Genomic DNA, 21,742 nt, shown 5'->3' on the forward strand with positions numbered 1-21,742 from the left:
GCGGCTCACTGACCCCGGGCTTTCGCGACCAGTTCCAGATAACCCGTGGCCGCATCGGGATCACGGGAAAAATCCCAGTCCGGCAGCAGCGCGATCAGCACCTCGGCGGTGGTGCGCACCCGGCAACCCGGCAGCACATGGCCACCCCACACGCGGCCTTGTGCGTCCGACACGCTCATGTGCAAGTGGGCGTGGTCCGCGCCGAGCGATCCGCTGAGCGTGAGGATCTCGCTCGGTCCGGGCACCACCAGCGCATCGTCCGCAGCGGCCAGGCGCAGGCGAGCGTCGACGAGGCTGCCGATGCCGGCGATCACGAAGGCCGCGCGCTGGTCCCGTGCACGCACCGCCGCCTGCAGCGCAGCGCGCAGGTCCTCACCGGGATTCAGACGAAGGGGCAATGTGTGCATGGCATCGATGGGGCGGCGGCCGGGCATCTTGCCCGGGCAACGGCTGATCCGCAACGCCCGCGAATGCCGATACATTCATCGGCCATGCAACTCAATCTGTCGACGCGCGAACTGCGTGCCTTCGTGGCACTGGCCGAGCAGCGCCACTTCACGCGCGCGGCCGCCTTGTGCCACCTGTCGCAGCCGGCGTTTTCGGCGCTCATCCGCTCGCTGGAGGAGCACGTGGGCGGGCGCCTGTTCGACCGCACCACACGCCAGGTGGAGCTCACCACCGAGGGCCAGGCCTTCCTCGAGGCAGCGTCTCGCCTGCTGCGCGACGCGGAGGACGCCGTGTCCGACGTGCGCGACCACGTGGCGCGGCGGCGCGGGCGCGTGGCCATCGCGGCCCTGCCCTCACTCGCCGCCGGCTGGCTACCACCTTTGCTGGCGCGATTCCATCGCGAACACCCGGGCATCGAACTCGACGTGGCCGATGTGTTGTCCGACGGCTGCGTGGCGCGTGTGCAGGCCGGGCACGCCGACTTCGCGCTGGCTTCAACGCGCGCCAACGTCGGCGGCCTGCGCACCGAGCGCTTCTGTGCCGACACCTTCCACGCCGTCTTCCGCAAGGACCACCCGCTGGCCGCCGACACCGGCCGGCTCAAGCTGTCCGAACTCGGCGCCTGGCCCATCATCCAGCTCGCGCGCTCCAGCAGCGTGCGCCAGTACGTCGAGGCGGCGATCTACCCGAACCGCTTGCAGACCCTGCTGGAACTGGAACAGCTCAGCTCGGTGGCCGCCATGGTGCGCGAGGGTCTGGGCATCTCCATCGTGCCCTCCCTCACGCTGTTTCACTTCGACCACAAGGACCTGCGCGCGCGGCCGGTGGTGTCGGCCGGACTCAAGCGCCAGGTGTTCCTGGTGCGCCGCGCCGACCGGGCGCTGTCGTCGGCGGCGCAGGGACTGTATGAGTTGCTGATGGCGAACCGGCCGGGGATGCGGCGCTGAGTCAAGACGACGGACCCCGCCGACTACATGAGTTCATCAAGAAACGCACGCGCCGCCGGCGACAGCAGATGGCCCTTTCGGTGGTAGACGTAGAACGTGCGCTCGATCGAGGGTTCGACCAGCGGAATGAAGCTCAGGCGCAGATCGCGGCGCAGGGCCCGGGCGTAGTCGGGAGCCGTGGTCACGCCCAGGCCATGCCCGGCCAGCGCGAGCGCGGTCGGCAGGTGCTCGACGACCGTCGCATCCTCCATGCGCTGGGCGCGGCCGTTCTGCCACATCGCGTCGCGAATGTCCTGCTCGAAGGTGCTGGGGTAGCAGATCCACGGATCGTCCCGGGTGTCGCTCCACCGCATGGACCGCTTGCGCGCGGCGATGTGTGTCGATGAACACACGAACTGGATCGCGACCTTGCGAAAGAAGGTGCGCTCCACGCCGGGGTCGGACGGCCGGTCCGGGCCGATGCCGAACTCCACCACCCCGCGCGAAACCGCTGCGGGAATGTCCCCCAGTGCCGTGTCCACGATCTGCACGGACACCTGCGGGTGCCGGGCCGAGAACGCGGCGAGCGCCGGTGGGATGAGCGTGCAGGCGAGCAAATCGGGCGCGCTGAAGCGCAGCGATCCGCGCTGGAGCTGACGGACGTCGGAGGCGCTGATGGCGATGCGGTCCAGGTCGTCGAGCATGCGCTTGGCGATGGGCACGAGCTGTAGCCCCATCTCGGTCGGCGTGATGCGCTTGCCCTCGCGGTTGAACAGGGGAAGGCCGACCTCGGACTCCAGCTGGCGAATCACCATGCTGACGGCCGACTGCGTCAGGTGCAGGCGGTGTGCGGCGCGTGTGAAACCGCCCGTTTCGACCGCGGCGATGAAGGCTCGCAGTTGCCGAAGACTGATATGCATCAGCTGAACTTATGGGTGGGTCAAAAAACAGCGTTTGGATCCTAGCACCGGGGGGCACAGAATCCGCCGCGGAACAGACGAGACACCCACGAAGCCCATGCCCCGAATCACCTTTGTCAGCCCGGATGGCACGCGCAGAGCCGTCGACGCACCCGACGGCGAAACGCTGATGCGCATCGCCGTGCACCATGGGGTAGAAGAGATTCTGGGCGAGTGCGGCGGTGCCTGCTGCTGCGCCACCTGCCACGTCTACCTCGACGAAGCCTCAATGACCAGGTTACTGCCAGCGGACGACATGGAGTTGCAGGTTCTCGAATTCACCGCCGCCCCGCGCCGCGCCGGCAGTCGGCTGGCCTGCCAGGTTCTCGCGGACCGGCGGTGCGAGGGATTGATCGTTCAACTGCCGGCAACCCAGATCTAGGGGCCCCGTCGGCGCATTCCCCACCACCCAACAACCGCACCCAACCATGCAAGCAAGCCCACGCCCCCGCTCTTTCCAGCTCCACCCGGACGACAGCCCCTGGGAGCCTGCGGCCTACAACATCACCTGGGAGGACGGCCGCGAGTACGGGCGCTTCCGGCGCGTGCTGCGCCGAGACGCGCACGGCCTCACCGTCATCGCCCGGTTCGTGGCACCACCGGGCAAGGCCTGGAAGATCATGGGCCGCGCGCCTGAACTCGGCGAGGAGGTCTACATCATGAAAGGGGCCTACTACGACACGCGCGGGCGCGTGGTCGCGAAGGAAGGCAGCTTCATGTACAACGCGCCGGGCGCGCTGCACGGCGGCATTTCGACCGACATGACGCTGTACCTTCACTGGTGCAGCGGCAAGCCGGACGAAATCGTCTCGGTGGATCTGATCGACTTCGAGGTGGCCGAAGGCGAGTGACTGACTGGGCGAGGGGCTCTCAGCCCATGTGCAGTCCACCGTTGACCGAGAAATCGGCCCCGGTGGAGTAGCCCGCCTCGTCCCCGGCCAGCCACGCGATGATGGAGGCGATCTCGCTGGGTTCGCCCAGGCGCTTGACGGGGACGGTGGCGACAATCTTGTCGAGCACGTCGGTGCGGATGGCCTTGACCATGTCGGTGCCGATGTAGCCCGGGCTCACGGTGTTCACCGTGACGCCCTTGTTGGCCAGTTCCTACGCCAGCGCCATGGTGAAGCCATGCATGCCGGCCTTGGCGGCCGAGTAGTTGGTCTGGCCCGCCTGGCCCTTCTCGCCGTTGACCGAGCTGATGTTGATGATGCGGCCAAAGCCCTTTTCCACCATGTCGGGCACGACCTGCTTGGTCACGTTGAACATGGAGTTGAGGTTGGTGCTGATGACCGCGTCCCAGTCCTCGCGCGTCATCTTCAGGAACATGCGGTCGCGCGTGATGCCCGCGTTGTTGACCAGCACGTCGATGGAGCCGTGGTCGGCCTTGGCCTTGGAGAACGCGGCCACTGTGGAGTCCCACTCGGCCACATTGCCCACGCTGGCGTAGAACGTGAAGCCCAGGGCTTTCTGCTCGTCGATCCATTTCTGGTAGTCGCGCGTGGGGCCGCAGCCCGCGATGACCTTGAAGCCTTCCTTGTGCAGGCGCTGGCAGATGGCGGTGCCGATGCCCCCCATGCCGCCGGTGACGTATGCAACCTTCTGTGTCATGTTGACCTCTCTGTGAGTGCTGGATGAATGCCTTGTTCGTCGGCCATGCTATCGGGGTGATCAGCGCTCCACAGCGAGGGAAACCCCCATGCCGCCGCCGATGCACAAGGCGGCCAGGCCGCGCTTGGCATCGCGGCGCTGCATTTCGTGCAGCAAGGTCACCAGCACACGGCAGCCCGATGCACCGATCGGGTGCCCGATGGCGATGGCGCCACCGTTGACGTTCACGCGCGCCGGGTCGAGCTCCAGCGCCTTGTTCACCGCGCAGGCCTGGGCCGCAAAGGCTTCGTTCAACTCGAACAGGTCAACGTCGGCGGCCTTCCAGCCGGCGCGCGCCAGCGCCTTCTTCGACGCCGGCACCGGGCCCATGCCCATGGTGGCCGGGTCCAGGCCGCTCGTGCCGAAGGCCGCGATGCGGGCCAGCGGCTTGAGGCCCAGCGCGGCGGCCTTCTTCGCCGTCATCACCACCACGGCCGCGGCGCCATCGTTGATGCCGCTGGCGTTGCCGGCCGTGACGGTGCCGCTCTTGTCGAAGGCGGGGCGCAGGCCGGCCAGCGCGTCGGCGTTGGTCTTCTTGTTGATGAACTCGTCGGCGTCGAAGATCAGCGGGTCACCCTTTTTCTGCGGGATGCTCACGCCCACGATCTCGTCCTTGAATTTCCCGGCGTCCTGCGCGGCGGCGGCCTTCTGCTGACTGCCCAGGGCCAGGGCGTCCTGCATCTCGCGCGTGATGCCGTGCGCCTTGGCCACGTTCTCGGCGGTGATGCCCATGTGGTACTGGTTGTAGACGTCCCACAGGCCGTCAACGATCATGGTGTCGGTCAGTTTCCAGTCGCCCATGCGCTGGCCGTCGCGGCTGCCGTTGAGCACGTGCGGCGCGGCGCTCATGTTCTCCTGGCCGCCGGCGATGACGATCTCGCTGTCGCCGGTCTGGATGGCCTGGGCCGCGAGCATGACGGCCTTGAGGCCAGAACCGCAGACTGCGTTGATGGTGAGCCCGGGCGTTTCCTTGGCGATGCCGGCCTTCATCAGGGCCTGGCGCGCGGGGTTCTGGCCCACGCCGGCCGCCAGCACCTGGCCCATGATCACTTCGCCGATGGCGTCGTTGGGCAGGCCCGTGCGCTCCAGCAAGGCCTTGATGACGGTGGCACCGAGTTCGGTGGCGGGCGTCTTGGCAAGCGCGCCGCCAAATTTGGCTACGGCAGTGCGGGCGGCGGCGACGATGACGATGTCTTCCATGGTTTCTCCTGAGTGATTCGAATGAGGTGGTTCAGGCCTTGGCCTTGACGTACCGACCCGGCGCCGGTTCGATGGCACCGTAGGCCTTGCCCCGGCCATAGGCCTTGGGCGCGGCAATCTGCTTGCCTCCCAGGGGCTTGAGCCAGGCGGACCAGTCGCCCCACCAACTGCCCGGATGTTCCGTGGCCTTGGCGATCCAGTCCTTCACGTCCTTGGGGAAACTGGCGCCCGATGAGGTCCAGTGGCTGCGCTTGCCCTTGCTCGCGGGGTTGATGACACCCGCAATGTGGCCCGAGGCGCCCATGACGAAGCGCTTCTTGCCCGGGAACAGCTGCGTGCTGCCATAGGCGCCGCCGATGGGCACGATGTGGTCCTCGCGCGAGCCGTAGATATAGACCGGCAGCTTGACCTGACGGAAATCGATCTTCTGACCGCAGACCGTCACCTCGCCAGGCTTGACCAGGTCGTTCTGCAGGTACATGTGGCGCAGGTACCAGGCGTAGTACGGCCCGGGCAGGTTGGTGCTGTCGGCGTTCCAGTACAGCAGATCGAACGGCGGCGGCGTCTCGCCCTTGAGGTAGTTGCCCACCACGTAGTTCCAGACCAGGTCGTTGGGGCGCAGGAAGCTGAAGGTGGTGGCCAGGTCGCGCCCCGGCATGAGGCCGCCATTGGCGAACTGCATCTCGCGGAACCGGACGAAGTTCTCGTCGATGAAGACGTCCAGGATGCCGGTGTCGGAAAAATCGAGCAGCGTGGTGAGGAAGGTGGCGCTGTGCACCGGCTGCTGCCCGCGCGCCGCCAGCACGGCCAGCGCCGTGCCCAGCATGGTGCCGCCCACGCAGAAGCCCAGGGCGTTGATGTCCTTGGCGCCGCTGATGTCGCGCACCACGTCGATCGCCTTGATGACCGCGTCCTCGATGTACTGGTCCCAGGTAGCGTTCGCCAGCGACTCGTCGGGATTGCGCCAGCTCACCACGAAGGTGCGGTGGCCCTGCTCCACCGCGTAGCGGATGAGCGAGTTCTCGGGCTGCAGGTCGAGGATGTAGAACTTGTTGATGCAGGGCGGCACGAGCAGGAAGGGCCGCTCGAACACCTTGGCCGTGAGCGGCTTGTATTCGATGAGCTGGAACAGTTCGTTCTCGAACACCACCGCGCCTTCGGTGGTGGCCACGTTCTTGCCCACCTCGAACACGCTCTCGTCCGTCATGGACACGTGGCCCTGCTTGATGTCGTGCAGCAGGTTGGCCACGCCCTTGGCGATGCTTTCCCCTTGGGTTTCGATGGCCTTCTTCTGCGCCTCGGCGTTGAAGGCCAGGAAATTGCTCGGCGCGCTGGCGTCGATCCACTGCTGCACGGCGAAGCGCACGCGGGCTTTGGTCTTGGCGTCACCCTGCACGGCCTCGGCCATGGTCATGAGCGTGCGCGCGTTGAGCAGGTAGGTGGCGGCGGTGAAGGCCGCCACCGGGTTGGCGGCCCAGGCGTCGGACGCGAAGCGGCGGTCGCCCACGGGCTTGACGGACAGGCCCTGGTTCCACAGCGCCGCGGCCTCCTTCAGGTAGTTCTGCTGGATCTCGAGCAGCGTGGCCGGATCGAACGAGGCCGGGGTGCCGGCGGCCTGCTGGAACAGCTCGTTCAAGGCGGGCATGCCCATGGGTGCGGCGCCTTGCGCCGGCGGCATGAAGGCCTGGAAGGCGGACCAGGCGTCGGGCGTCGGCACCGACTGCCCCGCGACGCCGGGAAAGCTCTGCGCCAGTTGCGTCCATTGCTGCACCAGGTTCTGCTGGAACTGCTGCGCCGCCTGTGCCCAGTCGGTCGTGCCGTTCTTGTTGCCCGATGCCATGCCAGTCTCCTCAGCTTTCACGCAAGGCCTACAGTGTCGGCCCTTGTCTCCATGAGAGTTCCAGTATCCCTGCGCGGCCCCGTGGTGGCTTGACGCAGCTCAACCAGAAAGCAAGCCGTGTACCTGATCGTGATCGGTTGGATGTACGTCGTCCTGATGATGTCGGTGGCCGAGGCCACGAACACGACCGGCACGGTGCTCGGGGGCATTGTGACCTTTTTTCTTTACGGCATCCTGCCCGTCGGCATCGTGGTTTACGTGATGCGCGCGCCGCAGCGGCGCCGCGCGATCAAGGCACGCGAAGCGGCCGAGGACGCGGCCCGCGCGACCGCGACCGCACCCGACGCCAGGGCCGCCTCAACCCAGCCAGACGCTGGCGGCGAAGCGCCCGGTGCTGCCGAGCCGGGCGGCGTCGCGCCGGTGCGAAAAGAACCTTGAGTCGTCGCTGAAAGTGCACCAGGCGGCGCTGCCGTCGTTGCCGTGCACCGAGCGCAGCCCGGCCGCCACCAACCGCTGGCGGGCCAAGGCGGGCAGGTCGGCCCACCACTTGCCGCGCGTGGCGTGGGGCCGGAAGTGCGCCACGGCCGCGCGGTCGGCGGTCACGAAGGCCTCCCACACCTCCTCGCCCACCTCGAAAGCCGTCGGCCCGATCGCAGGACCGAGCCAGGCGATCACCTCGCCCGGCCCCGCCACGTCGCGCAGCGACTTCAGCGTGGCCTCGAGCACACCGCCATGCAGGCCGCGCCAGCCCGCGTGCGCGGCGGCCGCCGCGCGCCCGCTGGCGTGCGCAAACAGCACGGGCAGGCAGTCGGCCACCATGATGGTGGCGGCCACGCCGGGCGTGTGGACCACGGCGGCGTCGGCTTCGGTGCCGTCGGGCGTCTCGGCGTTGAGCCTCACCACGCCGGTGCCGTGCACCTGGCGCAGGAAGACCGGGCGCGCGGGCGCGGTGAGCGCCGCGAAGCGCTCACGGTTGGCTGCCACGGCGGCGGGCTCGTCGCGCACGTGGTCGCCGAGGTTGAAGCTGTCGAAGGGCGCGGCCGACACGCCGCCCGCGCGCGTGGTGCACAGCGCGCGCACACCGGAGGGCGCAGGCCAGTCGGGGACGAAGCGGGCGGCGGTGTCGGGCGCCATCAGTCCGGTGCCGGGCCGCTGGGCCGGCTCACTCGGCGTCCGGGCAGGCTGACCACTGCGCCTTCTGGAACGCCTCCAGCGCCATGCAGGCCTCGAAGGCGGCCATGGTGCGCGGCAGGCCGCTCAGGTCAGTATTGAAGCGCTGGCCGTTGAAGATCTGCGGCACCAGGCAGCAGTCGGCCAGGGTGGGCGTGTCGCCGTAGCAGAAACGGCCCTTCGGACCGGCGGCGAGCTGCTTCTCGAACGCCTCCAGTCCGGTGCGCACCCAGTGGCGGTACCACTCGTTCTTGGGCTCTTCCTCGACCTTGAACTCCTTCACGAGGTACTTGAGCACGCGCAGGTTGTTGATCGGGTGGATCTCGCAGGCCACGATCTGCGACAGCGCGCGCACGCGGGCGCGGCCCAGGGCGTCAGACGGCAGCAGCTTCGCACCGGCCTGCGTCTCGTCCAGGTACTCGATGATGGCCATGGACTGCGTCAGCAGGGTGCCATCGTCCAGCTCCAGCGTGGGCACCAGGCCTTCGGGCAAAGCCCCGGCCCAGGCCTCCTGCCGGTGTTCGCCGCGCGCGATGTGCACCGGCACATACTCATAGGGCAGGCCCTTGAGGTTGAGCGCGATGCGAACGCGGAACGAGGCGGAAGAGCGGAAGTAGTTGTAGAGCTTCATGGCCCCGGAGGATAACCCCGGGGGGATGGCCCACCCGGGCGCTCAGGCGCCGGCCAGGGCCGGGTAGTCGGTGTAGCCCTTCTCGCCGCCGCCGTAGAAAGTGGCCTTGTCGGGCGGGTTGAACGGGCCGCCCTGGCGCAGCCGCGCCACCAGGTCCGGGTTGGCGATGAAGGGCTTGCCGAAGGCCACGAGATCGGCGCCGCCTTTCAGCGACTGCTCGGCCAGTGCGAGGTCATAACCGTTGTTGACCATCCAGGCACCCTTGCCACCCGCGTCGCGCCAGGCCTGGCGCAGCGCGGCGTAGTCGAAGGGTCGGTCGTCGAGCTGGCGCGGGCCGCCGGTGGCGCCTTCGATCACGTGCACATAGGCCAGCCCCAGCGGGCCGAGCTGGCGCACCACGTACTCGAAGAGCGGCTGCGGGTCGGCGTCGACGATGTCGTTGGCCGGCGTCACGGGCGAGAGGCGGATGCCCGTGCGGCCCGCGCCGATGGCGCCGATCACCGCGCGCACCACCTCCAGCAGCAAGCGGGCGCGGTTCTCGATGGGGCCACCATAGGCGTCGGTGCGCTGGTTGGCGCCGGTCTTGAGGAACTGGTCGAGCAGGTAGCCATTGGCGGCGTGGATCTCGACGCCATCGAAGCCCGCCTCGATGGCCGCGAGCGCGGCGCGGCGGTAGTCCTCGACGATGCCGGGCAGTTCGTCGGCGCGCAGCGCGCGCGGCTCGGATGTCTCGACGAAGGTGGGCACGCCGTCGACGATGAGCACGGTCTTGGTCTTGGCCGTCACCGCCGAGGGCGCGACGGGTGCGCCCTTGCCCGGCTGCAGTTCGGTGTGCGAGACACGGCCCACATGCCACATCTGCGTGACGATCTTGCCGCCGGCCTGGTGCACCGCGTCGGTCACGCGCTTCCAGCCCGCAATCTGCTCGGGCGCGTACAGGCCCGGGACGTCGGCGTAGCCCTGGCCCTGGTGGCTGATGGCAGTGGCCTCGGTGATGAGCAGACCGGCGCTGGCGCGCTGACGGTAGTAAGTGGCCATCAGCGGCGTGGGCACGGCATCGGGCGCGCGGTTGCGCGTCAGCGGCGCCATCACGACGCGGTTCTTGAGGGCGATGTCGCCGGCGGTGGTGGGCTCGAACAGGGTGGTCATGAGGGTTCTCCAGTGGGACGGTTGGCGGCATCACCGCCGCCGACGCGCTCATTCTGAAGCCACCACCCGAATGGGCTTATGACCCGTGCGGCCAAGCAAATGCGGATACCGACCGAGCAGCGGCCCAGGCCTCAGCCCACCACCAACCTCATCAGCGGCATCACCTGCTCGCTCTCGCTGCGCCGCTCCAGTGCCAGCCGCATGTTCATCTGCGCCACCTGCGTGTGCTCGGTCGCCAGCGATTGCGCCCGCGCGCCTTCACCGCGCTTGAGCGCATCGAACAGCATGTGGTGCTGGCGGTGCGCATAGAGCATCCAGTCGCGGTCCATCGCCACCGTGCCCTGCATGGGCAGCATGGCCGATGCCGGCGCGAACGGCAGCTTGTCGTTCACCGCCACGGCCCGCTGCAGCGCGCGGTTGCCGCAGGCCTGCAGGATGAGTTCATGGAAGCGGTCGTTCATGCGCGCGTACGCCGCGTAGCTCTCCAGCGTGAGCGGGTCGTCCGCCAGCAAGCGGTCGCCTTCGTCCAGCACGGCTTGCAGATCGTTCTGCAGCGCGCGCGGTATCCCGTGTTCGGCCACCAGCCGCGCGGCCATGCCCTCCAGGTGCCCGCGCACGGCGATGGCGACCACCACCTCCTGCGCGGTGAACTGGCGCACCAGGTACTTGCCGGTCTCGTTCGCTTCGACGAGGCCTTCCTGCTCCAGCGTCACCAGCGCGGCGCGCACCGGCGTGCGCGAGGCGCCCAGGCGCTCGGCCAGTTGCTGCTCGGCCAGGCGCTGGCCGGGTTCGAACTGGCCCGACAGGATCCAGTCGCGCAATTGCATCAAAACGGTTTCTTGCAAGCTCATGATCGAAACTGTACACTGCATTCGTCAAACGGGATACCGTTTTAACCCCAAACCCACCAGAACCTCATGAAAGCTGAACTGAATCAACACCTTACACAAGTCGGCCCCGGCACGCCCGGCGGCAATCTGCTGCGTCGTTACTGGCAGCCCGTGGCCCTGGTGGACGAGTTCGATCCTGCCATCGACCCGGCCATGGCGGTGCGCCCGGTCAAGCCGGTGCGCGTATTGGGTCAGAACTTCGTGCTGTTCAAGAACAGCGAAGGCCGCTTCGGCCTGCTCGACCGCGATTGTCCGCACCGCGGTGCCGACCTGGCCTTTGGCCGCAACGAAGGCGACGGCCTGCGCTGCCCCTTCCACGGCTGGAAGTTCGACGTCGACGGCCGCTGTCTGGAGACGCCCGCCGAGCCCGCCGGCAGCACCCTGTGCAACCGCGTGACGCAGAAGAGCTACCCGTTGATCGAGCGCAGCGGCGTGCTGTTCGGCTGGTTCGGCCCCGAGGGCGTGGAGCCCCCGCCCCTGCCCGCGCTGGATTGCTTCAGCGCGCCCAATACGCACGTCTTCGCCTTCAAGGGCCTGTGGAACTGCAACTGGCTGCAGTCGCTGGAAGTGGGCATCGACCCTGCGCACGCCTCCTACCTGCACCGCTTCTTCAGCGACGGCTCGCTCGACGACGCCTATGGCAAGCAGTTCCGCGGCGCCAGCGCCGGCGAGGTGGCCGGCGAGCGTTGGCCCATGACGCGCGTGATGCGCGAGTTCGGCCAGCCCGAGATCCTGCACGAGCCCAAGCCCTGGGGCACCCAGCTCATCGCCCTGCGCCGCCTGAACGACGAGCTGACCCACGTGCGCGTGACCAACGCCGTGTTCCCGCAGACCTTCGTGATCCCGCTGTCCGAGACCATGACGATCACGCAGATGCATGTGCCGGTGGACGACACGCACAACTACTGGTACGCCTTCTTCACCAGCTTCGACAAGCCCGTGGACAAGGAAGCCATGCGCAAGCCGCGCCTGGACGCGGTGACCCTGCCCTTCTTCCAGCCCAAGATGGGCCGCCACAACAACTGGGGCTTCAATGCGCAGGAGCAGGTGGAGCGCACCTACCTGGGCATGGGCGAAGACGACATCAACGTGCACGACCAATGGGCCTGCGAGAGCATGGGCGCCATCCAGGACCGCACCCGCGAGCACCTGGGCACCAGCGACAAGGTCATCATGGCCTACCGCCGCGCGCTGCAACAGGCCATCGACGCGGTGGAACAAGGCGGCACGGCCCCCGGCATCGCCGACGTGGCGAAGCACGAAGGCATCCACGGCCCCGACACCATCGACGGCTTCGCCCCCACGGGCGACTGGGACGCCTGGTGGCGCAAGGCGGTGGACGACCGCCGCGAGCACTCGCCCTGGAGCGCGAAGGACGCGGCCTTGGCGGGCGCCAAATGAGCTTCGCCGAACGCTGCGGACTGCACACCCCCGAACGCGAAGCCGCCTGCCAGCGGCTGGAGCGGCTCATCGCCGAGCGCGGCATCGAGCGCGTGCGCGTGGGCTGGTGCGACGCCCACGGCCTGCTGCGCGGCAAGACGCTGATGCCGCACGCCGCCGTGCGCGCACTGCGCCAGGGTGTGGGCATGGTGGGCACGCTGATGCTCAAGGACACCGCCGACCGCAAGGCCTGGAAGGTGTTCGAGCCCGGTGGCACGGCCGATCTGCCCGGCTTCGCCGGCGCGTCCAACCTGCTGCTGCTGCCCGACCCCGAGAGCTTCATCGAGCTGCCCTGGTCGCCCGGCACCGCCTGGCTGCGCGCCCAGCCCTGGCATGAAGACGGCACGCCCGTGGCCTTCGACAGCCGGCGCGTGCTGCAGGCCGCGCTGGACCGTCTGGCGCAACGCGGCCTGGGTTTCACCACGGGGCTGGAGGTCGAGTTCCACATCTACCGCCTCACCGACGCCACGCCGCAGCTGGACCCCGAACTCGCGGCCTGGCCCGGCCTGCCGCCCGCTGTGCAGATGGTGCACCCGGGTTATCAATTGCACGGTGAGGCCATGACCGACATGGCCGAAGACGCGCTGCGCATTGTCGAGCGCACCGCGCTGGGCCTGGGGCTGCCGCTGCAGTCGCTGGAAATCGAGCTCGGCCCGAGCCAGGTGGAGGCGGTGTTCGACGCCACCGACGCGCTGACCGCCGCCGACCAGATGGTGCTGCTGCGCAACGGCGTGCGCCAGGCGCTGCGCCGCGAGGGCTACCACGCCACCTTCATGTGCCGCCCGCCCTTCCCCGGCATCATGTCCAGCGGCTGGCATCTGCACCAGTCGGTGGTGACGCTGGACGGCGGCCGCAACGCCTTCATGCGCGACGCGCCCGCGCCGGGCACCGACCCGCGCGACGCCACGCACACGCTCAGCGAACTGGGCGCGGGCTGGCTGGCCGGCCTGCTGGCGCACGCGCCGGCGCTCACGCCGCTGTGCACGCCCACCGTCAACGGCTTCGGGCGCTTTCGCCCGAACGCGCTGGCGCCGCAGGCCATCCTGTGGGGTCGCGACAACCGTGGCGCCATGCTGCGCGTGGTGGGTGGCGCGGGCGACGGCGCCACGCGCATCGAAAACCGCCTGGGCGAGCCCGCGGCCAACCCCTACGTGTGCATGGCCGCCCAGATCCACGCCGGCCTGGATGGCGTGGATCAGAAGCTGTCGGCGCCCCAGGGCACCGAAGCGCCCTACGCCGAAGGCAGTCAACGCATACCCAACAACCTGGGCGACGCCCTGGCCGCGCTGCGCGCCGACGCGGCCATGGTCAAGGGCCTGGGCGAGGTGGTGGTGAACCACTTCTGCCGCATCAAGCAAAGCGAGCTGGAGCGCCACGCCGCCGCCGAGGACAAGACCGATTTCGACCGCCGCGAATATTTTTCGCGATATTGAGCCCACGACCCATGATCAAGATCCGACTCATCAACGCCGACCAGAGCGAAACCGAGGTCAGCGGCAAGCCCGGCGACAGCCTCATGAAGGCCGCCGTGGACGCCGGCGTCAGCGGCATCGCCGCCGACTGCGGCGGCACCCTCACCTGCGCCACCTGCCACGTGTACGTGGACGCCGCCTGGGCCGACAAGCTGCCCGCGCCGATTGCCGACGAGAGCGACATGCTCGACTTCGCCGCCGCGCCGGTGCAACCCGAAAGCCGGCTGTCCTGCCAGATCGTGCTCACGCCCGAGCTGGACGGCCTGGTGGTGAAACTGCCAGCCACCCAGTATTGAGGTGGCACACTCCGGGGTCATGAACTCGTACGTCATCACCCCGCCCCCCACCGTATCCGTGCCCGTGGTCGGGCGCGCCGAGCGCTTCCCTGTCCACCGCATCTACTGCGTGGGCCGCAACTACGAGGAGCACGCCAAGGAGATGGGCTTCACCGGCCGCGAGCCGCCCTTCTTCTTCCTCAAGCCCGCCGACGCCATCGTGGTGGCCGACGCCGGCCAGACGGCCAGCGTCCCCTACCCCTCACTCACCAAGAACCTGCACCACGAGATCGAGCTCGTGGCCGCCATCGGCACCGGTGGCAAGAACATCAAGGCCGCTGACGCGATCCAGCACGTCTTCGGCTACACCGTGGGCCTGGACATGACCCGCCGCGACCTGCAGGGCGAGATGAAGAAGCAGGGCCGCCCCTGGTGCATCGGCAAGGCCTACGACCACTCGGCCCCCATCGGCCCCATCACCCCCGCCGACCAGGCCGGTGACGTTGCCAACGCCGCCATCTGGCTGCAGGTCAACGGCGCTGACCGCCAGCGCAGCAACGTCGCCAAGCTGATCTGGAACCTCGCCGAAACCATCGAACACCTCTCGGCCGCGTGGGAACTGCAGCCGGGCGATCTCATCTACACCGGCACGCCCGAGGGCGTGAACGCGGTCGTCAGCGGCGACACCCTCAGTGGTGGCGTGGACGGCCTGGTACCGATCACCGTCAAGATCGCCTGACAAATGCCGATCTTGGGGTTTGCCCTCTGATACAGGGGCACACCCACGGTTTAAGCTTGAACCAAGTTCATCAACCCCGGAGACCCATCCCATGATCCAGCGCAGAACCCTGCTCCAGTCTGGTGCAGCCATCGCCCTCGGCGCCCCGGCGCTCACCGGCTTTGCCCAGCAAAGCGTCACGCTCAAGTTCCACACCTTCGAGGCGCCACAGTCCAACGTGTCGCTCAACATGCACAAGGCCTGGATGGACAAGGTCGAGAAGGACTCGGGCGGTCGCATCAAGTTCGAGCACTACCCGGCCATGCAGCTCGGCGGCTCGCCCGTTCAGCTGTACGACCAGGCGCGCGACGGCGTGGCCGACATCGTGTGGACGCTGCCGGGCAACACGCCGGGTCGCTTCCCGCGCATCGAGGTGTTCGAGCTCCCGTTCATGATGAACAACGCCGAGGCCACCTCCAAGGCCTACTGGGAATACGTGCAGACCGTCGCCAAGGACGAGTTCCGCGAAGTGCAGCCCATCGCCCTGCAGGTGCACGGCCCCGGCACGTTCCACATGCGCAGCAAGCTCATCAAGACGGCCGACGACCTGCGCGGCTCCAAGGTGCGCGGCCCCACCCGCCAGATCACCAAGATGCTGGGTCTGCTGGGCGCCACGCCCGTGGGCATGCCCCTGCCGCAGATCCCGGATTCGCTCTCCAAAGGCGTGATCGACGGTTGCGTGATTCCGTGGGAAGTGGTGCCGTCGGTGAAGGTGCACGAACTCACCAAGTTCCACAGCGAAATCGAGCCCGCTGGCGGCGCCCTGTACACCAACACTTTCGTGCTGGCCATGAACAAGGCCAAGTACAACACCCTGGCGCCTGATCTCAAGGCCATCATCGACAAGAACTCCGGCATCGAGACCTCGGGCTGGCTGGGCAAGACACAGCAGGGTGGCGACGCCGCCGGCCGCAAAGCCGCGGTGGACCAGGGCAACACCATCCACACCATCTCGGCCGCCGACGCGCAGGAATTCCGCCGCAAGGCCCGCCTGGTGGAAGTGGAATGGATGCAGGAGATGGACAAGCGCGGTTTCGACGGCAAGAAGCTGTTCGAGACCGCCAAGGCGCTGATCGAGAAACACGGCAAAAAGTCCTGATCGACCGATGCCACACAAGGCCGGGACTTCCCGGCCTTTTTTTCGCCGTCAAACCACCTCGCTACACTGCCCCGATGCTGCGTCCGCCCGCCAAGTTCTGCCGCAACTGCGGCACCGCCGTGCAGATGCGCCTGCCCGACGACGGCGACACGCGCGAACGCGCGGTCTGCCCTGCCTGCGGCACGGTGCACTACGACAACCCGCTCAACGTGGTGGGCACCGTGCCCGTGTGGGGCGCCGACGGCGAGCAGGTGCTGCTGTGCAAGCGCAACATCGAGCCGCGCTGGGGCAAATGGACCCTGCCCGCCGGCTTCATGGAGCTCGGCGAAACCACGGCCGAGGGCGCGCAGCGCGAAACCGACGAAGAGGCCGGCGCCCACATCGAACTGGGTGAACTCTTCACCCTGATGAACGTGCCGCGCGTGGGTCAGGTGCACCTGTTCTACCGCGCGCGCCTGCTCAGCGAGCGCTTCAACCCCGGCCACGAGACCATCGAGGCCCGGCTGTTCCGCGAGGACGAGGTGCCCTGGGACGAGATCGCCTTTCGCACCGTGCGCGAGACGCTGCAGTGCTACTTCGCCGACCGCCGCCACGGCCGCTTCGGTTTTCACGTGCTCGACATCGTGTAAGACATGGGCGGCAACACGCGCCTCGTGTTGCGTCTGGGCACCGCCCAGACCCTGGCCTGGGCCTCCAGCTACTACCTGCCCGCCATCCTGGCCCGGCCCATGGCTGAGGACACCGGCCTGCCCGTAGGCACGGTGTGGATGGCGTTTTCCATGGCGCTGCTGCTCTCGGCCCTCATCGGCCCCTTCGCCGGGCGTGCCATCGACCGCTTCGGCGGGCGCCCTGTGCTGGCGACCACGAGCCTGATCTTCGCCAGCGGGCTGGCCCTGCTGTCGCAGGCCCACGGCCCGGTCATGCTGTTCGCGGGCTGGCTGCTGATCGGCGTGGCCATGGGGGCCGGCCTGTACGAGGCGGCCTTCGCGGCGCTCGTGCGTCTGCAGGGTGAGGCCGCGCGTGACGCCATCACAGGCATCACCCTGCTCGCGGGCCTGGCCAGCACCGTGGGCTGGCCCCTGTCGGGCTGGATGGAGGCGCACATCGGCTGGCGCGGCGCCTGCCTGGGCTGGGCCGCGCTGCACCTGCTGCTGGGGCTGCCGCTCAACATCGGCCTGCCGCACGCATCGGCCCTGCCGCCACCGCGGCCACATGAAGGCCTGGCCACCGACGCCCCGCCGCGCGCGCCGCGCCACGTGGCCTGGGTGCTGGCCTACGTGTTCGCCGCCACCTGGTTCGTGAGCACCGCCCTGGCGGCGCACCTGCCGGCGCTGCTCATGGCCAGCGGCCTGTCACTGGCGGGCGCGCTGGCGGTGGGGGCGCTGGTGGGGCCGGCACAGGTGGCGGGCCGCCTGCTCGAGTTCGGTGGACTCAGGCGTTTCCACCCGCTCATCTCGGCGCGCGTGGCGGCTGCCATGCACCCCGTGGGCGTGCTGGTGTGGATGGCGGTGGGCGCGGCGGCGGCACCCGTGTTCGCCGTGCTGCATGGCCTGGGCAACGGCATCCTCACCATCGCCAAAGGCACGCTGCCGCTGGCCTACTTCGGCCCGGTGGGTTATGGCCGCCGCCAGGGCTGGATCGTCGCGCCTTCGCGCGTGGCCCAGGCCTTCGCGCCGCTGCTGTTCGGGGCGCTGGTGGAGCGCTGGGGGGCGCAGGCGCTGTGGGTGTCGGGCGGGCTGGTGGCCAGCGCATGGCTGTGCCTGCTGTACTTGCGCCCCTCGCTCGCTGACCCCGCGGCATAAGGGTTCGCCCGATCACGCCAAGGAGGCAGACGTATCCGGCCAGCGCCCATCGCGACCGATCGCGCCCCATCAACCTTTTGGTGTTCATGACACAGGAACATGGCGTTATGACTCCGCCACCCATGCACCATTGTTGGGAATGATGGAGTGGTCATGGATGAGCCCGATCTGTTCACGTGGCTGCAGCATTGGCGCTGCAACACCGGGCACGAGGCGCAGGCCGCCCAGGCCATGCCACAGGTTGAGCCGCTCGCCCTGCAGGTGGGCGACGCCTGGATGGCCTTGTCCACGACACAACAGCCTGACGTCATCCGCGTCGACGTGCTGATCGAGCCCGTGCTGGAGCACGAAGTCGCTCCCTGGATCTGCGAAGAACTCCTGCGCTGGTCCTTCGGCCACCCTTACCTCAGCGACGGATTGCAGTTCGCTCTCGACCCTGACGGTGCCCTCGTCGCCTGCGCCCAGTTGGCCATTGAACCGGGCATGGAGGCGCCGGCGGTGGAAGAACTGCTCATGGAAACGGCGGAGCAGATCAACGAGGCCTGGACGCTGATCATGGCCGACGCCCTGCTGCAGGCCTACCTCGCGCAACAGCCACCCACCGCGGTCCAGGGAAGCCTGGCCGTGTAAGCCGGGCCCATTCGTTTCAAGAGGAGAGAACACCCATGGGAATCGAAACGCCTCGCTTGATGCCGCTTGTGCCGGCATCGCAAAGCCACACCATCCGGAAAAGAAGTGGTGGCTCCCTGACGCTGCACGATCCTGCGAAAGGCATGCCGATGCCTGGAAACTCCGCGCGTGGGCACGGCGAAAAGACCGCGCCACACCCGCTGAAACAAAAGACGGCGGCCATGGGGCTTAGCGAACACTTGAAGAAGCTGCAAGATTCCAAGTGCGGGTCTTTCAAGCGGCTGCTCTCGACACCACGGTCCGACACGCACGCGCCCCATGAATCTGAAAGCGAAACCGAGATTTCACAGAAGCAGTTCGACGCCGATGACCTGGAGCAGGAACACACGTCCTTCGAGGCAAGCGACGATTTGCCTCGGCCCGACCACGGCAAAGCCTCGAGTCTTGTCCAGAGCGAGCGGCATTCCCCCGAGGACTTCCGCCTGAAAGCCCCCGTTCCCATGGGCAGCACCGCGGCGGAGCTGAAGAACGTCGTGCACCACCGAAAGGGATACACCGACCAGAAGAAGCAGATCGGCCTGGCGGGCTGGGGCGCCGGCTTGGCCGTCGAAGGCACCGCCGCCATCGGAACCACCCTCACCGGCGTTGCGCTGGGCATGACGGCGCTCGCAGCCTGGGCCAGCATCACGTCGCTGGCGACCTGGATCGGCAACATTTATGACGGCTTCGAGGCCAGGGGCAGCTTCTTGCTCTCCGAAAAGAATTACGAGGAGGCCAGGACGCTGCGCGACAAAGCCATCGGCGACCGCCTGATCCTCGCCACGGCACTAGCCAAGGAGGGCAAGCTCGAGGAGGGCAAGGCGTATCTTGATGCCGCTCGGGAGATGGTGGCGATGATGGACGAGGTGCTGAAGGGCCACGAGGGATACCTGGCCCCTGCCGAAGCCGACTTGCTGGCCGAACGGCGCGCACTGGAATTGCGCATCAACGACGAGCTGGTCGAGATCAAGCGCGGCAAGCTTGACCAGGCGGAACTCGACAAGCTCCTTCACTGGCTCGAGCTCATGCCGGAGGACAAGTACAAGCGCGACGATGCCTTGCACGACCTGAAGATCCAACGCGCCGATCTTGAGGCGAAGCTGGGGCGCCTCAAGGCCCTGCCCGCCTCGGATTCACCAGCCGACGCCGCGGCCATCTCGGACCTGACCGCCGAACTGAAGCGGGTGCAGGCGAACATCGATCGACTGGAACTCATCAACAAGCAGAAGAAGTACCCCAGCCTGCTGCGAGCCACCAAGCACCTGGGGCCCAAAAAGGTCAAAGGCCAGCGCGACGAGGATGTGACCTACATCCGCCTGCCGGCCGACTTCGCCGCGACCCTGATCACGTACGTCGGCATGACCCTCGGCTTCGCCGCCACCGGCTTCGTCGGGCCTGCCGTCACCATTCTCATGTCGCCCTTCTGGATGCGCAGCGCCAGGCTGGACATAGAAGACGCTCACCGCTCTCGGCTCACCGCCGACGCCAATCTCACAGCCATCCTGAACAAGCTCGCCCTGGGCCGGGCCATGCTGGCGCATTTCGATGGCCTGCCAACCGAGCAGCAAAGCAATCCGCAAACCCGGCTCGGCAAGAGCATCGCCCACAACCTGATCTCGGCTGCGCTGCGCGAATACAAGCAAGCCATGCGGGATAAAAATCTGTCCGCGAAGAAGGAACTGAAGGGAGCGGGCCTTCGCTACGTGGGCATACCCGCTGTGGTGATGTTTGCAGCAGCGGCGATCGTCACCGGCGCCCTCTTCATTGGGACTGGCGGCATCGCTTTCGGGGTAACCGCCGCATTGACCGCCATCGGCGTAGGCGCGTACTACGGCTACTCGGCCCATCTCAAGAAGAAGGCGAAGCAGGACAAACACGAAGCCAAGCGGCGCCAGGCCGCCGCGTTGTGGGTGGAGAGCCGGGTGAGCGACGTGCGGACGCTGTTTACCGGCGACAGCAAGAGCGTGCATGCCGAGATCGCCCGGCTGCGAGCCAAGGCCCCGGCCACACTGCTTCCTTACATCAATGAGCATTCGTTACTGCATCGCAACGAGTACCTCATGAGCATGGCGCTCAGTGAGGAATACGCCAACGCGCCTACCGATCCCGCCACCCCCCTGGACATCGACAGCGCGCCCTTCGCCGTGCAGATGACCCAGCCTCTCGGGCTGACGGACCAGCGAAACAACTTCCTGCTGCACAACGACCCGTTGCTGGATGACCCGGAACACAAGGGACTGCACAAGAAAAGGGTGGCGCTCACCACCCTGGCGTCCCTGTTCGGCGATGCCAAGGTCTACGAGGCCGATCGACTACCCGATCACGCAACAGACCAGGCAAGGGATGTTCAACTCACCGAGGCGGTCGATGCCCTGAACAGCCTGATTGGTACGCAACAACACCAGTCATTGACCGACCTGATTGCTGAGAAGGGATCTCTTGAGGCGATCGAAGAATGGGTTCGAAAAGACCCGGTCAATGCACGCTTCATGCAGCGGGTGATCGCCGATCTGCGCACCAGGTTGATCGATCTACTCGGCGTTCCTCTCGGGCAACTTGCTGAACTTTCAAGCCAGATCAAGTCGCGGGACAACCCGACACAGCTCTTGCTGGAGCTTCTGCTGACCTGGAAAGACGCCCCCCTGAAAGGGACCCAGGACGCCAAGGCCGTCACAACCCCTCCCGTCGGCGTGCGGCAATTCGAGAAGGCCATCCGCCGACTGGGCAAGGCGCAGATGACCGCACTCCAGCGGAAGCGGCTGAAGAAGGGCCACCTGTTGTTCGCCGGGGGCCGCTCGGTTCGAACGCCAAAACAGTGGCTCAAGTACCTCAACAATGCGTCGGTCGAAGAGCAAGCACTGGTGCTCGGCAACCTCGTATCAACGTGGCGCGACACACTGCGAAATCAGCAAGGCGAGATCGAGGTTCCGAAGGGTTTTGCCAGCGAGGACGACTACCTGTCGCAGGTGATGCAGGACACAAGGACGCAATACGCGTCACTGAGCGAGTCGGTCGCCGACCATGCCAGCCACGAGCAGTCCAAGTTGTTCGCCACTCTGCAAGAGCGGTTCGACAGCTCCATGAAACTGGCCGACTTGTGCGTCGAGCACCTGTCCGAGAAGCGCCAGAAAGCCCAGCAGGAACAGCGAGCTGCGCGAGCCGTGGAACCTGAGATTGAATCGCAAGCGGCCGATTCGGTCTGGTGGGACGACTACTTGAATGATCTGCAGGGCCTGCCAACACCCAGAAACGGCCTGGCGAACCCCGTGAATTGAAGCCCCGATCGCGCGCCTCCAAAAACCAAAAGGCCTTGCGATCGCTCGCAAGGCCTTCGGCTCGAATGGGTTT

The 21,742-nt window shown here is 67.4% G+C and carries 21 protein-coding genes and 1 pseudogene; 13 read left to right on the top strand and 9 right to left on the bottom strand.

Annotation, left to right across the window (positions count from 1 at the left end; genetic code table 11):
• Positions 1-5: 5 nt before the first annotated feature.
• Complete coding sequence (locus tag BN948_RS11935) at positions 6-407, bottom strand: PPC domain-containing DNA-binding protein (protein ID WP_035621830.1); 402 nt, start codon at positions 405-407, stop codon at positions 6-8.
• Positions 408-491: 84 nt separating this feature from the next.
• Here BN948_RS11935 and BN948_RS11940 point away from each other — a divergent pair, with 84 nt between their 5' ends.
• Positions 492-1,394, top strand: a complete 903-nt coding sequence (locus tag BN948_RS11940) for a LysR family transcriptional regulator (RefSeq protein WP_009515233.1) — start codon at positions 492-494, stop codon at positions 1,392-1,394.
• Positions 1,395-1,417: 23 nt separating this feature from the next.
• Here BN948_RS11940 and BN948_RS11945 read toward each other — a convergent pair whose 3' ends face one another.
• A complete protein-coding gene (locus BN948_RS11945) occupies positions 1,418-2,293 on the bottom strand; it encodes a LysR family transcriptional regulator (protein ID WP_009515234.1) in 876 nt (291 codons plus the stop codon).
• 97 nt (positions 2,294-2,390) lie between these two features.
• Here BN948_RS11945 and BN948_RS11950 point away from each other — a divergent pair, with 97 nt between their 5' ends.
• Together BN948_RS11950 and BN948_RS11955 are read left to right on the top strand one after the other, a co-directional pair.
• Complete coding sequence (locus BN948_RS11950) at positions 2,391-2,714, top strand: 2Fe-2S iron-sulfur cluster-binding protein (RefSeq protein ID WP_009515235.1); 324 nt, start codon at positions 2,391-2,393, stop codon at positions 2,712-2,714.
• A 46-nt stretch (positions 2,715-2,760) separates the two neighbouring features.
• Positions 2,761-3,183 carry a cupin domain-containing protein gene (locus BN948_RS11955; protein ID WP_009515236.1) on the top strand — a complete coding sequence of 141 codons (423 nt, stop codon included), beginning with the start codon at positions 2,761-2,763 and terminating at the stop codon, positions 3,181-3,183.
• 19 nt (positions 3,184-3,202) lie between these two features.
• Here BN948_RS11955 and phbB read toward each other — a convergent pair.
• From phbB to BN948_RS11970, 3 genes and pseudogenes are all read right to left on the bottom strand, one after another.
• Positions 3,203-3,940 (bottom strand): annotated as a pseudogene (gene phbB, locus BN948_RS11960) (acetoacetyl-CoA reductase).
• Positions 3,941-4,000: 60 nt separating this feature from the next.
• Positions 4,001-5,179: an acetyl-CoA C-acetyltransferase gene (locus tag BN948_RS11965; RefSeq protein WP_009515238.1), complete on the bottom strand. Its 1,179-nt coding sequence runs from the start codon at positions 5,177-5,179 to the stop codon at positions 4,001-4,003.
• A 31-nt stretch (positions 5,180-5,210) separates the two neighbouring features.
• A complete protein-coding gene (locus BN948_RS11970) occupies positions 5,211-7,019 on the bottom strand; it encodes a PHA/PHB synthase family protein (protein ID WP_009515239.1) in 1,809 nt (602 codons plus the stop codon).
• Between the two features lie 117 nt (positions 7,020-7,136).
• Between BN948_RS11970 and BN948_RS11975 the strand changes: the two genes are divergently transcribed.
• Entirely contained in the window at positions 7,137-7,457 is a 321-nt protein-coding gene (locus BN948_RS11975; protein ID WP_009515240.1) for a hypothetical protein, read from the top strand.
• Here the strand turns inward: BN948_RS11975 and pgeF are convergent.
• The 4 genes from pgeF to BN948_RS11995 all read right to left on the bottom strand — a co-directional run bounded on the left by pgeF (position 7,377) and on the right by BN948_RS11995 (position 10,820).
• Positions 7,377-8,153, bottom strand: a complete 777-nt coding sequence (gene pgeF, locus BN948_RS11980) for a peptidoglycan editing factor PgeF (RefSeq protein ID WP_009515241.1) — start codon at positions 8,151-8,153, stop codon at positions 7,377-7,379. The genes BN948_RS11975 and pgeF overlap by 81 nt on opposite strands.
• 28 nt (positions 8,154-8,181) lie before the next feature.
• Positions 8,182-8,820, bottom strand: a complete 639-nt coding sequence (maiA, locus tag BN948_RS11985; RefSeq protein ID WP_009515242.1) for a maleylacetoacetate isomerase — start codon at positions 8,818-8,820, stop codon at positions 8,182-8,184.
• A gap of 42 nt (positions 8,821-8,862) precedes the next feature.
• Positions 8,863-9,969 carry an alkene reductase gene (locus BN948_RS11990; RefSeq protein ID WP_009515245.1) on the bottom strand — a complete coding sequence of 369 codons (1,107 nt, stop codon included), beginning with the start codon at positions 9,967-9,969 and terminating at the stop codon, positions 8,863-8,865.
• A 131-nt stretch (positions 9,970-10,100) separates the two neighbouring features.
• Complete coding sequence (locus BN948_RS11995) at positions 10,101-10,820, bottom strand: GntR family transcriptional regulator (protein WP_009515252.1); 720 nt, start codon at positions 10,818-10,820, stop codon at positions 10,101-10,103.
• Between the two features lie 66 nt (positions 10,821-10,886).
• On the opposite strand from BN948_RS11995, the gene BN948_RS12000 reads away from it, so the two are divergent.
• From BN948_RS12000 to BN948_RS12040, 9 genes are all read left to right on the top strand, one after another.
• Complete coding sequence (locus BN948_RS12000; protein ID WP_035621794.1) at positions 10,887-12,260, top strand: Rieske 2Fe-2S domain-containing protein; 1,374 nt, start codon at positions 10,887-10,889, stop codon at positions 12,258-12,260.
• Positions 12,257-13,732: a glutamine synthetase family protein gene (locus BN948_RS12005; protein WP_009515256.1), complete on the top strand. Its 1,476-nt coding sequence runs from the start codon at positions 12,257-12,259 to the stop codon at positions 13,730-13,732. Before BN948_RS12000 ends, BN948_RS12005 begins: the two co-directional genes overlap by 4 nt.
• An 11-nt stretch (positions 13,733-13,743) precedes the next feature.
• Complete coding sequence (locus BN948_RS12010; RefSeq protein ID WP_009515258.1) at positions 13,744-14,067, top strand: 2Fe-2S iron-sulfur cluster-binding protein; 324 nt, start codon at positions 13,744-13,746, stop codon at positions 14,065-14,067.
• 19 nt (positions 14,068-14,086) lie between these two features.
• Positions 14,087-14,785: a fumarylacetoacetate hydrolase family protein gene (locus tag BN948_RS12015; protein ID WP_009515260.1), complete on the top strand. Its 699-nt coding sequence runs from the start codon at positions 14,087-14,089 to the stop codon at positions 14,783-14,785.
• Positions 14,786-14,876: 91 nt separating this feature from the next.
• Positions 14,877-15,923, top strand: coding sequence for a TRAP transporter substrate-binding protein (locus BN948_RS12020; RefSeq protein WP_035621798.1), 1,047 nt, complete (start codon positions 14,877-14,879; stop codon positions 15,921-15,923).
• 74 nt (positions 15,924-15,997) lie between these two features.
• Positions 15,998-16,552 carry an NUDIX hydrolase gene (locus BN948_RS12025; RefSeq protein ID WP_009515264.1) on the top strand — a complete coding sequence of 185 codons (555 nt, stop codon included), beginning with the start codon at positions 15,998-16,000 and terminating at the stop codon, positions 16,550-16,552.
• Between the two features lie 3 nt (positions 16,553-16,555).
• Positions 16,556-17,725: an MFS transporter gene (locus tag BN948_RS12030; protein ID WP_009515265.1), complete on the top strand. Its 1,170-nt coding sequence runs from the start codon at positions 16,556-16,558 to the stop codon at positions 17,723-17,725.
• A gap of 153 nt (positions 17,726-17,878) precedes the next feature.
• Positions 17,879-18,355 carry a hypothetical protein gene (locus BN948_RS12035; RefSeq protein ID WP_009515267.1) on the top strand — a complete coding sequence of 159 codons (477 nt, stop codon included), beginning with the start codon at positions 17,879-17,881 and terminating at the stop codon, positions 18,353-18,355.
• 35 nt (positions 18,356-18,390) lie between these two features.
• Positions 18,391-21,669, top strand: a complete 3,279-nt coding sequence (locus tag BN948_RS12040; protein ID WP_009515272.1) for a hypothetical protein — start codon at positions 18,391-18,393, stop codon at positions 21,667-21,669.
• Positions 21,670-21,742 lie beyond the last annotated feature (73 nt).

The sequence above is a fragment of the Hydrogenophaga intermedia genome (assembly GCF_000723405.1).
GTDB lineage: Bacteria > Pseudomonadota > Gammaproteobacteria > Burkholderiales > Burkholderiaceae_C > Hydrogenophaga > Hydrogenophaga intermedia.

Excerpts from the sequence above, each read along its gene's own strand:
- BN948_RS12005 (WP_009515256.1), top strand. The coding sequence starts at position 12,257 with ATGAGCTTCGCCGAACGCTGCGGACTGCACACCCCCGAACGCGAAGCC.
- BN948_RS11965 (WP_009515238.1), bottom strand. The coding sequence starts at position 5,179 with ATGGAAGACATCGTCATCGTCGCCGCCGCCCGCACTGCCGTAGCCAAA.
- BN948_RS11955 (WP_009515236.1), top strand. The coding sequence starts at position 2,761 with ATGCAAGCAAGCCCACGCCCCCGCTCTTTCCAGCTCCACCCGGACGAC.
- BN948_RS12015 (WP_009515260.1), top strand. The coding sequence starts at position 14,087 with ATGAACTCGTACGTCATCACCCCGCCCCCCACCGTATCCGTGCCCGTG.
- pgeF (WP_009515241.1), bottom strand. The coding sequence starts at position 8,153 with ATGGCGCCCGACACCGCCGCCCGCTTCGTCCCCGACTGGCCTGCGCCC.
- BN948_RS11990 (WP_009515245.1), bottom strand. The coding sequence starts at position 9,969 with ATGACCACCCTGTTCGAGCCCACCACCGCCGGCGACATCGCCCTCAAG.
- BN948_RS11945 (WP_009515234.1), bottom strand. The coding sequence starts at position 2,293 with ATGCATATCAGTCTTCGGCAACTGCGAGCCTTCATCGCCGCGGTCGAA.
- BN948_RS12025 (WP_009515264.1), top strand. The coding sequence starts at position 15,998 with ATGCTGCGTCCGCCCGCCAAGTTCTGCCGCAACTGCGGCACCGCCGTG.
- BN948_RS11995 (WP_009515252.1), bottom strand. The coding sequence starts at position 10,820 with ATGAGCTTGCAAGAAACCGTTTTGATGCAATTGCGCGACTGGATCCTG.
- BN948_RS12020 (WP_035621798.1), top strand. The coding sequence starts at position 14,877 with ATGATCCAGCGCAGAACCCTGCTCCAGTCTGGTGCAGCCATCGCCCTC.
- BN948_RS11950 (WP_009515235.1), top strand. The coding sequence starts at position 2,391 with ATGCCCCGAATCACCTTTGTCAGCCCGGATGGCACGCGCAGAGCCGTC.
- maiA (WP_009515242.1), bottom strand. The coding sequence starts at position 8,820 with ATGAAGCTCTACAACTACTTCCGCTCTTCCGCCTCGTTCCGCGTTCGC.
- BN948_RS12030 (WP_009515265.1), top strand. The coding sequence starts at position 16,556 with ATGGGCGGCAACACGCGCCTCGTGTTGCGTCTGGGCACCGCCCAGACC.
- BN948_RS11940 (WP_009515233.1), top strand. The coding sequence starts at position 492 with ATGCAACTCAATCTGTCGACGCGCGAACTGCGTGCCTTCGTGGCACTG.
- BN948_RS12010 (WP_009515258.1), top strand. The coding sequence starts at position 13,744 with ATGATCAAGATCCGACTCATCAACGCCGACCAGAGCGAAACCGAGGTC.
- BN948_RS12040 (WP_009515272.1), top strand. The coding sequence starts at position 18,391 with ATGGGAATCGAAACGCCTCGCTTGATGCCGCTTGTGCCGGCATCGCAA.
- BN948_RS11935 (WP_035621830.1), bottom strand. The coding sequence starts at position 407 with ATGCACACATTGCCCCTTCGTCTGAATCCCGGTGAGGACCTGCGCGCT.
- BN948_RS11970 (WP_009515239.1), bottom strand. The coding sequence starts at position 7,019 with ATGGCATCGGGCAACAAGAACGGCACGACCGACTGGGCACAGGCGGCG.
- BN948_RS12000 (WP_035621794.1), top strand. The coding sequence starts at position 10,887 with ATGAAAGCTGAACTGAATCAACACCTTACACAAGTCGGCCCCGGCACG.
- BN948_RS12035 (WP_009515267.1), top strand. The coding sequence starts at position 17,879 with ATGGATGAGCCCGATCTGTTCACGTGGCTGCAGCATTGGCGCTGCAAC.